Raw genomic sequence first — 12,591 nt, forward strand, 5'->3', positions numbered from 1 at the left:
TTCGCTCAGAGCGAACGGCTGGTCGGGGGTTCCGTCTCCGGGCTGCCCCACTCCACCTGGGGAGCGTCGAAATGGGCGGCGTGCCGCGGGGGATGGGCCGCCGGGCCGAGCACGAAGACGTCCGCCGCGCCGTCGAGCACGCCGCCCGAGGGGTCGTCGTCACCGGAGCGGCGCACCACGTCCCGCTCCGGCATGAGGATGTCCCGTACGACCACGGCACACAGATACAGCGTGCCCAGCAGGTGCACCGCGATCGCCCACTGGTATCCGTGGGTCGGCAGTCCCTTGTGGGCGTCTCCGCTGGTCGTGTACGCCAGGTACATCCAGATCCCGAGGAAGTACGCCACCTCGCACGCCTGCCAGATCAGGAAGTCCCGCCACTTCGGCCGGGCCAGTGCGGCCAGCGGCACCAGCCACAGCACGTACTGCGGCGAGTAGACCTTGTTGGTCAGGATGAAGGCCGCCACGATCAGGAAGGCGAGCTGGGCGAAGCGCGGGCGGCGCGGAGCGGTGAAGGTGAGCACCGCGATTCCCGCGCAGCACAGCAGCATCAGCAGGGTGGCGAGCGTGTTGACCGTGTCGGTGCTGGGTGGGCTGGTCGAGTTCTGGGCCCAGATCAGCCAGAAGGAGCCGAAGTCCACGCCCCGCTCCTGGCTGAATGTGTAGAACTTCGACCAGCCCTCGAAGGCGAACGCCATCACCGGAAGGTTCACGGCCAGCCAGGCGACCGTCGCACCGCCCAGGGCCGTGCCGAAGTCCCGCCATTTGCCCGCGCGCCAGCACAGCACGAGCAGCGCGCCGAGCAGCAGGACGGGATAGAGCTTGGCGGCCGTGGCGAGCCCCAGCAGGACGCCGAACGCGAGGGAGCGGCCCCGCGCCCACATCAGCATCGCCGCGGCCGTCAGAGCGACCGCCAGTAGGTCCCAGTTGATGGTGGCGGTGAGCGCGAAGGCGGGCGCCAGGGCGACCAGCAGGCCGTCCCAGGGGCGCCGCGCGTGCGTACGGCTCACACAGACGGCGATGACGGCGGCGCACACCATCAGCATCCCGGCGTTGACGAACCAGTACACCTGCTCCTGGTGCTGGAGGCTGCCGCTGCCGGGGGTGAGCCAGGCGGCCACCTCCATGAACACACCGGTCAGGACCGGGTACTCGAGGTACTCCATGTCGCCCTGGAGCTTGTCGAAGTACGGCACGAGCCCGTCGGCGAAGCCGCGCCCCTGGTAGAGGTGCGGGATGTCCGAGTAGCAGGCGTGCGTGTACTGCGAACTGGCGCCGAAGAACCAGGCGCCGTCGTAGCAGGGCGCCTTCTGGACCAGGCCGAGGGCGAACACGCCGATCGCCACCAGCACCACGACCCGCACCGGGGTCCACCAGGTCGTTCCGAGCAGGGCGTACCGCCCGATAGGGCCGCCGATCAGCTCACTGCCGGCCGCGGCGACCTCGTCCTCCCTGGTCGGCCGCACCAGATCGGGCTCGTGCACGCTCGTGGGCGTCGTTTCTGCACTGGGCATGGGGCACATCCTGCCGTACGTGTGTAGGAGTACGCCGAAGGCCGCCGCACCTCGTGAGGTACGGCGGCCCGTGTTTCACGTGAAACACCCACGGCGGGCAAAATGATCACCAACCGGTCGGTGCACCGACTAACCTGTCGATCCTCCGAAGAATCCTCCGTTGCCGTTGCCTCTGGTACTGCCGGTACTCGACGTATCCGTGGGAGTCGGCGATGAGGTCACCCCACCGTCTGTGCCACTGGTGGTCCCGCCATTGGTGTTGCCGCAGTTGAACTTGAACCTGCAGGTCTCGGTGGCGGAGGGAGACGGCAAGGTGGCCGTCTCGCTGGGCGTCTCACTCGGGGTTTCGCTCGGGGTCTCGCTCGGGGTGATGGTGACCGACGGGGTCGGGGAGGGAGCGCCCACCTCGTCCGCGATCTCACCGATCTTGACGGCCTCCGGGAAGCCGGGGTCGGACTTCCCCTTCAGCGCGGCCTTCATGTACTCGGTCCACACCGACGTCGGGATGTCACCACCGTGGATGGACGCGACACCGGCCGTGCCGTTCATGGAGAGCAGCTCGTGGTCCTTCGGGTTCTCGCGGAACATGGCGACCGACGTCGACAGCTGCTGGGTGTAGCCGACGAACCAGGCCGACTTGTTGCTGTCGGTGGTACCGGTCTTGCCCGCCGCCGTACGGCCCAGGGCCTTGGCGTTCTGACCCGTACCGTTCTGGATCACGTTCTCGAGGGTGTCCGTGACATTGTTCGCCACGTCCTCGGGGATCGCCGTCCTGCGCTTCGGCTTCGTGAAGTCGCCGAGCTCCTGCCCGTCCTTCTTGACCTTGGTGACCGAGTACGGGTCCGTGTGCGTCCCAGAGGCCGCGAAGGTCGCGTAGGCGTCGGCCATACGGATCGCGCTGGGAGTGGAGGTACCGAGCGCGAAGGACGGGTTGAGCGTGGCGAAGCTCTGGTCCAGGATGCCGGCCTTGTTGGCCACGTCCCTCACGTGCGACATGCCCACGTCCCAGCCGAGCTGCACGAACGGTGTGTTGATGGACTGCTCCATCGCCTTGCGCAGGGTGATGTAGCCCCAGGCGTGGTTGCTCTCGTTGTTCTGGTAGAAGACCGAGTTGTCCTTGTTCAGGACGAACGAGCCGTCCTCGTTCCTGACCTTGAGATGGTCGTCGCCGTTGTACTTGCTCAGCGGGGAGACCCCTTGCCCGTCCGTCTTGTACGTGCCGTACTGCATGGCCGCGGCGAGCACGAACGGCTTCCACGTCGAACCCACGGGGACACCCGAGGTGTCCGCGTTGTTGGTGAAGTGGTTGTTCTCGTAGCCCGCACCGCCGTACAGCGCGACGATCGCGCCGTCATTGGGCACCACCGAGGCCGCGCCGAACTGGACGTACTTGTCCTTCTCGCGCGTCTTCGGGTTCAGGCGCTGCTTCTCGATCTTCTTCACGGCCGCGCTCAGCGCGTTGACCTTGGTCTTGTCGAAGGTCGTGTAGATCTGGTAGCCGCCCTTGTCGAACTCCTGCTCAGAGATGTGGGAGTGCGCCAGGACGTACTTCTTCGCCGTGTCGGCCAGATAGCTGATCTGGCCGGTCATGCCCTTGGTCGCCTTGCGGCCCTGAGGCGTGGGGTACTCCTTGATCGCATCCTGGTACTGCTGGTCCGTGATGCGCTTGTCCTTGTGCATCTCGCCGAGAATCCAGCTCCAGCGTTCCTTGGAGCGCTTGAGGTTGGACTTGGCGTCCGCCGCGGGGTCGATGTCCGAGTTGCCGGCCGGGTCGTAGTACGTCGGGCCCTTGAGCAGCGCCGCGAGGAAGGCGCACTGACTCGGCTTGAGCTTGACCGCGTCCACGCCGAAGTACGTCTGAGCGGCGGCCTGGATGCCGTAGGCGCCACGGCCGTAGTACGAAGTGTTCAGGTAGCCCTGCAGGATCTGCGGCTTGGTGAGCTTGGTGCCCACCTTGATGGAGATGAACATCTCCTTGAACTTCCGGGACAGCGTCTGGTCCTGGCTCAGGTAGGTGTTCTTGACGAACTGCTGGGTGATCGTCGAGCCACCCTGCGTCTGACCGCCGCTGGCCATGTTGGCCAGGGCGCGGGCGATACCCATGGGGTCGACGCCCGAGTCCTGGTAGAAGCTCTTGTTCTCGGCCGAGATCACCGCCCACTGCATGGCCTCGGGGATCTGGTCGATCGTGACGTTCTGCCGGTTCGCGCCCGTGCCGGTGGCGACCATCTGCGAGCCGTCGGCCCAGTAGTAGACGTTGTTCTGGGACTTGGCCGCGTCGTTCTCACTGGGGATGGAGACCATCGCGTAGCCGACGCCGACCATGGCCACGAGGCTGCCGACGAAGCCGATGAACAGCCCGGTGACGAGCTTCCAGGAAGGCACCCAGCGGTGCCACCCGTCCTTGTCGTAGCGCGGGTAGTTGATGAACCGCTTGTTGTCGGGCGCGGCCGCGCGGCCTCTGCCGCGTCCTGGCCCGCCCGGGCCACCACGTCGGCCACCCGGACCCTCGTCGACCGCTCTGCGGCGGCCTCCCGTACTTCTCTGCGCCGCCCGACGGGCCTCGGCACGGCTGCCGTAGGGGCGCTCCTCGGCTCTGGCCCCATAGGCACCGGACCCATAGGAGTCGGAAGGGGACCCGGTGGCGCCTCGCGGTGCCGCACGGCGGCCGGAGGACGAGCCGGACTGGCCGCGTCGGGCCGCGGCACGTCCGCCTCCCTGCGGCGGCGGCGGTTTGCGACGGTGCTCGCTCATCGAACGACTACTCCTCGGGCAGGCGCACCCTTGCGCGCCTGGAAAAGGCGGCTGGTTTCCGGTCCCCCCGAAGTACGGATGTGGTCGGTTCTGCATTCACCCGTACTGCACCGAGGACATGGACGCTCCCCAGACGTCACTTGGTTCCCGGCGGTGTGCATGCCGCACAGACTACGCACCGCCAAAACCTGCTTTTACGGATGTTCATCACAAATCAGGCAACTTGCCTCCTGCGAATCGGTGATGTGATCCCGTTCACCGCCCCCCCTCTTGTCGCATGCGGAAGGCCGTTCTATCGTCGTGATGTATCGAGTCGATACATCAGCGAGAGATAAGGACGAGAGGAGGCGACGATGAGCCGGCGTTCCGGCATCCTCGAGTTCGCCGTACTCGGCCTGCTCCGCGAGTCTCCGATGCACGGCTACGAGCTGCGCAAACGACTCAACACGTCACTGGGTGTGTTCCGTGCGTTCAGCTACGGGACGCTCTATCCCTGCCTCAAGACGCTGGTCGCCAACGGCTGGTTGATCGAGGAGCCGGGCAGCACCCACGAGGACGCCCTGGCCGCTCCCCTCGCGGGACGCCGCGCCAAGATCGTCTATCGGTTGACGGCGGAAGGTAAGGAGCACTTCGAGGAGCTGCTCTCGCAGACCGGCCCCGACGCGTATGAGGACGAGCACTTCGCCGCCCGGTTCGCCTTCTTCGGGCAGACGTCACGCGACGTGCGCATGCGCGTACTGGAGGGCCGCCGCAGTCGGCTGGAGGAGCGCCTGGAGAAGATGCGCGCCTCGCTGGCCCGTACCCGGGAGCGACTCGACGACTACACGCTTGAGCTCCAGCGCCACGGGATGGAGTCCGTGGAGCGGGAAGTGCGCTGGCTGAACGAGCTCATCGAGAGCGAGCGGGCCGGGCGGGACCTCAGGGGTTCCGCGTCCGGGGGGCCCGCTCAGCAGGACACATCATTTGGAGCGACGGGCGGCCTGCCCCGTCCCGGGGACACCCCCGGGACGGATACGCCCGGCGACACCGCCACGTGAAGCCCACTCAGGGCCTCACTCGTACACACAGGGAGCAACCGGAATGGGTTCGGTCCGCGTAGCCATCGTCGGCGTGGGCAACTGCGCCGCGTCGCTGGTGCAGGGAGTCGAGTACTACAAGGACGCCGACCCGGCGTCGAAGGTCCCCGGCCTGATGCACGTGCAGTTCGGCGACTACCACGTCCGTGACGTGGAGTTCGTCGCCGCCTTCGACGTCGACGCGAAGAAGGTCGGCCTCGACCTCGCGGACGCCATCGGCGCCTCCGAGAACAACACCATCAAGATCTGCGACGTGCCCAACACCGGTGTCACCGTCCAGCGCGGCCACACCCTCGACGGTCTCGGCAAGTACTACCGCCTGACCATCGAGGAGTCCGAGGCCGAGCCGGTCGACGTCGTCCAGATCCTGAAGGACAAGCAGGTCGACGTCCTCGTCTGCTACCTGCCCGTCGGTTCCGAGGACGCGGCGAAGTTCTACGCCCAGTGCGCCATCGACGCCAAGGTCGCCTTCGTCAACGCCCTCCCGGTCTTCATCGCCGGCACCAAGGAGTGGGCGGACAAGTTCACCGAGGCGGGCGTCCCGATCGTCGGTGACGACATCAAGTCGCAGGTCGGCGCCACCATCACGCACCGCGTCATGGCGAAGCTGTTCGAGGACCGGGGTGTCATCCTGGACCGCACGATGCAGCTGAACGTCGGCGGCAACATGGACTTCAAGAACATGCTCGAGCGCGAGCGCCTGGAGTCCAAGAAGATCTCCAAGACGCAGGCCGTCACCTCCCAGATCCCCGACCGGGACCTCGGCGAGAAGAACGTCCACATCGGCCCGTCCGACTACGTCGCCTGGCTCGACGACCGCAAGTGGGCGTACGTCCGCCTCGAGGGTCGTGCCTTCGGTGACGTCCCGCTGAACCTGGAGTACAAGCTCGAGGTCTGGGACTCCCCGAACTCCGCGGGTGTCATCATCGACGCCCTGCGTGCCGCGAAGATCGCCAAGGACCGCGGCATCGGCGGCCCGATCCTCTCCGCGTCCTCGTACTTCATGAAGTCCCCGCCGGTCCAGTACTTCGACGACGAGGCCCGCGAGAACGTCGAGAAGTTCATCCGCGGCGACGTCGAGCGCTGAGACGGGCGCTCGTCCGAGAACGCTCCTGCCAGGGCTGTGAGGGTCCCCGGGTTTCCAGCCCCGGGGACCCTCCCGCATGTGTGAGGCTGTGCCCCATGCCCGTCGTTCGCGACCTGCGCGTCCTGCTCCGCTTCCGGAACTTCCGGCGCCTGCTCGCCGTACGCCTGCTCTCCCAGGGTGCCGACGGCGTCTATCAGGTCGCGCTCGCCACGTACGTCGTCTTCTCCCCGGAGAAACAGACCTCGGCCACCTCGATCGCCTCGGCGATGGCGGTGCTGCTGCTCCCGTACTCGCTCGTCGGCCCCTTCGCGGGCGTCCTGCTGGACCGCTGGCGGCGCCGTCAGGTCTTCGTGTACGGCAACCTGTTGCGCGCCGTGCTGGCGGCGGGCACGGCCGTCCTGATGGTCGTCCAGGTGCCGGACTGGCTGTTCTATGTCTCCGCGCTGTGCGTCACGGCCGTCAACCGCTTCGTTCTCGCCGGACTCTCCGCCTCCCTTCCGCGCGTGGTCGACACCGAGCGCCTGGTGATGGCCAACTCCGTCTCCCCGACCGCCGGAACGCTCGCCGCGACCGCGGGCGGCGGTCTCGCCTTCCTCGTACGGCTGGTGGTGTCGGACTCGGACGCCGCGGTGGTCCTGCTGGGCGCCACGCTGTATCTGTGCGCGTCCCTCGCCTCGCTGACCATGGCTCCCGGACTGCTCGGCCCCGACCGGAACCATGAACTTCCCCACCTGGGCACGGCGCTTGTGGGCACCGCACGGGAACTGCTGGCGGCCGTACGGCATCTGGCCGCGCCGCAGCGCCGGGAGGCGGTCTGGGCACTGCTCACGATGACGCTGATGCGGTTCTGCTACGGCGCCCTGCTGGTCATGGTGCTGATGCTGTGCCGGTACGCCCTCTCCTCCACCCCGGAGGCCGGACTCCGGCTGCTGGGGCTCGCGTTGGGGGTGTCCGGCGCCGGCTTCTTCGCGGCGGCCCTGGTGACGCCCTGGGCGGCCGGACGGCTGGGTCCCGGGCGCTGGATCGCCGTGTGCGCCGCGACGGCCGCCGTCCTGGAACCGGCTCTAGGCCTGCCCTTCGCCACCGGCCCCATGCTGGTCGCGGCCTTCGTCCTGGGCCTGACCACCCAGGGGGCGAAAATCGCCACGGACACGATCGTGCAGTCCTGCGTGGAGGACGGCTTCCGTGGCCGGATCTTCTCCGTTTACGACGTCCTGTTCAACGTCGCCTTCGTCGGCGCCGCCGGCGCAGCAGCCCTGATGCTTCCCCCGGACGGCCGGTCCGCGGTCCTGGTGGTCGCGGTCGCCGTTATCTACGGGGCAGTTGCTGCGGCTATGGCCCGCTTTGAACGCTGGTAAGTGTCACATCAATGACACAGAGGGGCCCTGGGTTACAGGGTTGTCAGTGGGAACCGCTAACTTACGTGGGTCTTACCTCGCGCCATGCGCACCCATGTTCCAGCCATGCGCACCCACGTTCTAGGGGGACCCCTAAGTGACTACTCCGCCGCCCCAGGGCCAGAACCCATTCGCACAGGGCCAGGCTCCGTACCCGCCTCAGGGCGGCCAACCGCAGCAGGGTCAGGCTCCGTACCCGCCTCAGCCCGGTGCCCCGTACGCTCCGGTTCCGCCGCAGCCCAAGCGCAAGATCGGCTTCCGCACGATCAGGACCATCGTCGTCATCGTGCTCGCACTCGGTGGCGCCATCTACGGCTACATATCCAGCCAGGACGACGCGAACACCGCGAAGGTCGGCGACTGCATGCATCGCGGCAGCACCAACGACACCAGCCCGGACCTTGAGGTCGTCGACTGCAAGTCGGCGAAGGCTGAGTACGTGGTGCTGGCCAAGGTCGAGGGCACGTACTCCGGCACCTCGGCTCAGATCACGTGCGAGACCAAGGCCAAGGACTTCAAGTACGTCTACACCGAGACGAAGAGCGGCAGCGACTTCCTGCTCTGCCTGAACGACTACAAGAAGTAAGGCAGACGTGAAGAGGGGCGGTGTTTCACGTGAAACACCGCCCCTTGGCGTATCTCGGTGGCGGCATGTTTCACGTGAAACATGCCGCCGTTTTCACGCTCAGCCCTGCTCGGCCCACCATTCCTTGAGTGCCGTCACCGCCGTGTCGTGCTCCATCGGGCCGTGTTCCAGTCGGAGCTCCAGCATGTGCTTGTAGGCCTTGCCCACCGTCGGGCCCGGTCCGACGCCCAGGATTTCCATGATCTGGTTGCCGTCGAGGTCCGGGCGGATCGCGTCGAGCTCCTCCTGCTCCTGGAGCTGGGCGATGCGCTCCTCCAGGCCGTTGTAGGCCCGGGACAGCGCGGCGGCCTTGCGCTTGTTGCGGGTGGTGCAGTCGGAGCGGGTCAGCTTGTGGAGCCGGTCGAGAAGCGGTCCCGCGTCGCGGACATAACGGCGGACCGCGGAGTCCGTCCACTCGCCGGTGCCATAGCCGTGGAAGCGCAGGTGGAGTTCGACCAGACGCGAAACGTCCTTCACCAGCTCGTTGGAGTACTTCAGCGCCGTCATGCGCTTCTTGGTCATCTTCGCCCCGACCACCTCGTGGTGGTGGAACGAGACCCGGCCGTCCTTCTCGAAGCGGCGCGTGCGCGGCTTGCCGATGTCGTGCAGCAGGGCGGCCAGGCGGAGGGTCAGGTCGGGACCGGCCTCCTCCAGAGCCATCGCCTGCTCCAGGACGATCAGCGTGTGCTCGTAGACGTCCTTGTGCCGATGGTGCTCGTCACGCTCCAGGCGCAGCGCAGGCAGCTCCGGCAGGACGTGGTCGGCCAGACCCGTGTCGACCAGAAGCGTGAGGCCCTTGCGCGGGTACGCGGACAGGACCAGCTTGTTCAGCTCGTCCCGGACCCGCTCCGCCGACACGATCTCAAGGCGGCCGGCCATGTCCTTCATCGCCGTGACGACCTCGGGGGCGACCTCGAAGTCAAGCTGGGCGGCGAAGCGCGCGGCACGCATCATCCGCAGCGGATCGTCCGAGAAGGAGTCCTCGGGCGTGCCCGGAGTGCGCAGCACCCGTGCCGCGAGGTCCTCGCGCCCGCCGTGCGGATCGATGAACTCCTTCTCCGGCAGCGCCACGGCCATCGCGTTGACCGTGAAGTCACGCCGGACGAGATCCTCCTCGATGGAGTCGCCGTACGACACTTCGGGCTTGCGCGAGGTCCGGTCGTACGCCTCCGACCGGTAGGTGGTCACCTCGATCTGGTAGCCATCCTTCTGCGCCCCCACCGTGCCGAAGGCGATCCCGACCTCCCATACGGCGTCCGCCCACGGCCGCACGATCTTCAGTACGTCCTCGGGGCGGGCATCGGTGGTGAAGTCCAGGTCGTTGCCGAGCCGGCCGAGCAGCGCATCGCGGACGGAGCCGCCGACCAGGGCGAGCGAGAACCCGGCCTCCTGGAAACGGCGGGCCAGGTCGTCGGCGACGGGGGCCACCCGCAGCAGCTCGCTCACCGCGCGCTGCTGCACCTGGTTCAGGGCAGTGGGAGTGTCTTCGTTGGCGTTCGGCACAACAAAAGAGGGTACGTGGCCCGGACGGCCGGGAGCGCCCCCATTAAACGCCCGCGAACATCTGCCGTTATAAGGGTCACAGGCCCCGCTCCCGCTACGTACATCCACTCTCCCTTTTATAAGGGGCATACAGGACATGTCACCCGGGTCCTCGATCTTGTGGAGCGGACCGCGGCACGTCGCCTCAGCGCACCTCGTTACCATGCGGGGACGCACATTCCGACGACCACTGACGACGACGAGGGACGGGCGAGCGCGTGGCCGAGGCGGCAGACTTCCAGGGGATGAGTCCCTCACCTGCCCGCCGGTGGCTGAGGCGTACCGGGGCACTGCTCGCCGGGGCGCCTCTGCTGGCCGGCCTGCTCCAGCTGCCCGCCGCGACGCCCGCCCGGGCCGCCTCCTCGGACGCGGTGTCCGTCTCACTGGACTCGCTCAGCCCCAGTGCCCCGACGGACGGGGACACGCTGACCGTCTCCGGCACGGTGACGAACAACGGCAAGCAGTCGGTCACCGGCGCCCACGTGGGCCTGCGCGTGGGGCCGGAGCTGACCATCCGCTCGGCCATCGACAGCGCCGCCGACCGGTCCGACAGCCTCCAGACCTCCGCCGGCTCCGAGATCGGCGGCAAGTACGTCGCGAAGTTCGCCAAGCTCCCCCCGCACGTCGCCCAGCACTTCAGCATCTCCGTACCGGTCGACAAGCTCGGCCTCGGCAAGGACGGTGTCTACGAGCTCGGTGTCTCGCTCTCCGGCCAGACCTCGGCGCAGCCCTGGGAGCAGGTACTCGGCATCCAGCGGACGTTCCTGCCGTGGCAGCCGGACGAGGCCGACACCAAGACGAGGACGACGTTCCTGTGGCCGCTGATCTCCACCGTCCACATGACGGCGAAGACGGGCGCCGGTGAACAGCAGACGCCGGTCTTCCTCAACGACGACCTGGCCAAGGACATCGCGCCGGGCGGCCGCCTGGCCCAGATGCTGGCCCTCGGCAAGGACCTCGACGTCACCTGGGTGATCGACCCCGATCTGCTGGCCTCCGTGGACGCGATGACGCGCAACTACCGGATCCAGGGCGACGACGGCGCCACCACGGCCGGCACGCACCAGGCGGTCGCCAAGCAGTGGCTCGCCGACCTGCAGAAGGCCGTGGCCGACAAGGAGGTCGTCGCGCTGCCCTTCGCGGACCCGGACCTGGCCTCCCTCGCCCACAACGGCACGAGCGTCACCGGCTCGCTCAGCCACCTCAAGGACGCCACGGACGTCGTCACGAACACGGTGGAGCCGATCCTCCATGTGAAGCCGACCACCGACTTCGCCTGGCCCGTGAACGGCGCCGTCGACCCGTCGATCATCAAGGTCGCCACCTCCGCGGGCGCCGACAAGGTGATCGCCCGCAGCGACAGCCTCCAAGAGACCGGCGGCCTGACCTACACGCCGTCCGCGGCCCGCCCGATCGGCGGCGGCACGACGGCGGTGGTCGCGGACTCACGGCTGTCCAGGGCGTTCGAGGGCGATCTGACGAAGGCGGACTCGGCCACGCTCGCCGTCCAGGAGTACCTGGCCCAGAGCCTGGCGCTGAACGTCCAGACGGACCGGCAGCGCAGCATCGTCGTCGCCCCGCAGCGCATGCCGTCCTCCAGCCAGGCGCAGGCGATGGCCCAGGCGATCGGGGCCCTCCAGGAGACGAACTGGGTCCAGACCCAGGACCTCGCCGACGCCGCCAAGGCCAAACCGGACCCGAGCGCCACCACGAGGATCCCGTCGACGTCCGCGTACCCCTCCTCGCTGCGCAAGCAGGAACTGCCGCGGTCGGCCTTCGAGCAGATCGCGCGCACACAGGACAAGCTCGACAACTTCCAGGTGATCCTCACCGACCAGTCCCGGGTCGCGACCCCCTTCGGGCGGGCCATAAACCGTGGGATGTCCACGTCGTGGCGAGGCCGGACCGTCGAGGCGGACCGCTTCCGGGCCGGCGTGGAGGCATGGCTCGACGAGCTCACCGACCAGGTCAAGCTGATCGACAAGTCCCCGACCAAGCTCTCCGGCCGCAGCGCCACCATCCCGGTGACCGTGCAGAACAACCTGGTGCAGGGCGTCGACCACCTGGTCCTGCGGCTGACCTCGACCAATCCCACCCGCCTCAAGATCGGCGGCGAGGCCTACCAGGAGCAGCGCGTCGCGGTGTCCGGCGGACACAGCCAGTCCGTGAAGTTCACCACGTCCGCCAACGCCAACGGCCAGGCGACCGTGATCGCCCAGCTGTACACCGAGGACGGCCAGGAGTACGGCAACGAGGTCAGCTTCGATGTGAAGGTCACCGAGGTCACGCCCACCGTGATGCTGGTCATCGGCGGGGGTGTCCTGCTGCTTGTCCTGGCGGGCTTCCGGATGTACACCCAGCGCAAGCGCGCGGCCGCCAAGGAGGCCGAGGAGGACGGCCCCGAGGACGCGGGGAAGGACACCGACGGTCCCGAGAACCCCGAAGGCCCTGAAGACCGTCTTCAGGAGGAGTCCGACGCCCGCTCCGGGGCAGACGACCCGGAGCAGCCGAGTGACCCGACACCGGACACCGCACCGGAAAGCGCCGACCCGTCCGGGACGGGTGAGAGAGTGGACCGTTGAGCGATGTCGTGGCC

Annotated in this window: 8 protein-coding genes; 5 read left to right on the forward strand and 3 right to left on the reverse strand. The window is 67.8% G+C overall.

Translation table 11 applies throughout. The features are described from left to right. Positions 1-5: 5 nt before the first annotated feature. Positions 6-1,514, reverse strand: coding sequence for a glycosyltransferase family 87 protein (locus ACFY1J_RS36140; RefSeq protein WP_390708358.1), 1,509 nt, complete (start codon positions 1,512-1,514; stop codon positions 6-8). Positions 1,515-1,643: 129 nt separating this feature from the next. Then, positions 1,644-4,268 carry a transglycosylase domain-containing protein gene (locus ACFY1J_RS36145; RefSeq protein ID WP_390732669.1) on the reverse strand — a complete coding sequence of 875 codons (2,625 nt, stop codon included), beginning with the start codon at positions 4,266-4,268 and terminating at the stop codon, positions 1,644-1,646. 353 nt (positions 4,269-4,621) lie between these two features. On the opposite strand from ACFY1J_RS36145, the gene ACFY1J_RS36150 reads away from it, so the two are divergent. From ACFY1J_RS36150 to ACFY1J_RS36165, 4 genes are all read left to right on the forward strand, one after another. After that, on the forward strand, positions 4,622-5,305 hold the full coding sequence (locus tag ACFY1J_RS36150; RefSeq protein WP_363296125.1) for a helix-turn-helix transcriptional regulator: 684 nt from the start codon (positions 4,622-4,624) through the stop codon (positions 5,303-5,305). Positions 5,306-5,348: 43 nt separating this feature from the next. Next, entirely contained in the window at positions 5,349-6,431 is a 1,083-nt protein-coding gene (locus ACFY1J_RS36155) for an inositol-3-phosphate synthase (RefSeq protein ID WP_390708355.1), read from the forward strand. Positions 6,432-6,526: 95 nt separating this feature from the next. Then, a complete protein-coding gene (locus ACFY1J_RS36160; RefSeq protein WP_390708354.1) occupies positions 6,527-7,789 on the forward strand; it encodes an MFS transporter in 1,263 nt (420 codons plus the stop codon). 325 nt (positions 7,790-8,114) lie between these two features. Then, positions 8,115-8,414 carry a hypothetical protein gene (locus ACFY1J_RS36165; RefSeq protein WP_390708353.1) on the forward strand — a complete coding sequence of 100 codons (300 nt, stop codon included), beginning with the start codon at positions 8,115-8,117 and terminating at the stop codon, positions 8,412-8,414. 99 nt (positions 8,415-8,513) lie between these two features. Here ACFY1J_RS36165 and ACFY1J_RS36170 read toward each other — a convergent pair whose 3' ends face one another. Further along, positions 8,514-9,956, reverse strand: coding sequence for a CCA tRNA nucleotidyltransferase (locus ACFY1J_RS36170; RefSeq protein ID WP_390708352.1), 1,443 nt, complete (start codon positions 9,954-9,956; stop codon positions 8,514-8,516). 257 nt (positions 9,957-10,213) lie between these two features. Between ACFY1J_RS36170 and ACFY1J_RS36175 the strand changes: the two genes are divergently transcribed. After that, positions 10,214-12,577 (forward strand): DUF6049 family protein, encoded by a 2,364-nt coding sequence (locus ACFY1J_RS36175; RefSeq protein WP_390708351.1) that lies wholly within the window; start codon positions 10,214-10,216, stop codon positions 12,575-12,577. Positions 12,578-12,591: the final 14 nt, after the last annotated feature.

Origin of the sequence: Streptomyces sp. NPDC001406 (genome assembly GCF_042895285.1) — a bacterium.
GTDB lineage: Bacteria > Actinomycetota > Actinomycetes > Streptomycetales > Streptomycetaceae > Streptomyces.

Bases quoted from the DNA above. Each gene is read 5' to 3' on its own strand.
- ACFY1J_RS36140 (WP_390708358.1), bottom strand. From the start codon at position 1,514: ATGCCCAGTGCAGAAACGACGCCCACGAGCGTGCACGAGCCCGATCTG.
- ACFY1J_RS36145 (WP_390732669.1), bottom strand. From the start codon at position 4,268: ATGAGCGAGCACCGTCGCAAACCGCCGCCGCCGCAGGGAGGCGGACGT.
- ACFY1J_RS36150 (WP_363296125.1), top strand. From the start codon at position 4,622: ATGAGCCGGCGTTCCGGCATCCTCGAGTTCGCCGTACTCGGCCTGCTC.
- ACFY1J_RS36155 (WP_390708355.1), top strand. From the start codon at position 5,349: ATGGGTTCGGTCCGCGTAGCCATCGTCGGCGTGGGCAACTGCGCCGCG.
- ACFY1J_RS36160 (WP_390708354.1), top strand. From the start codon at position 6,527: ATGCCCGTCGTTCGCGACCTGCGCGTCCTGCTCCGCTTCCGGAACTTC.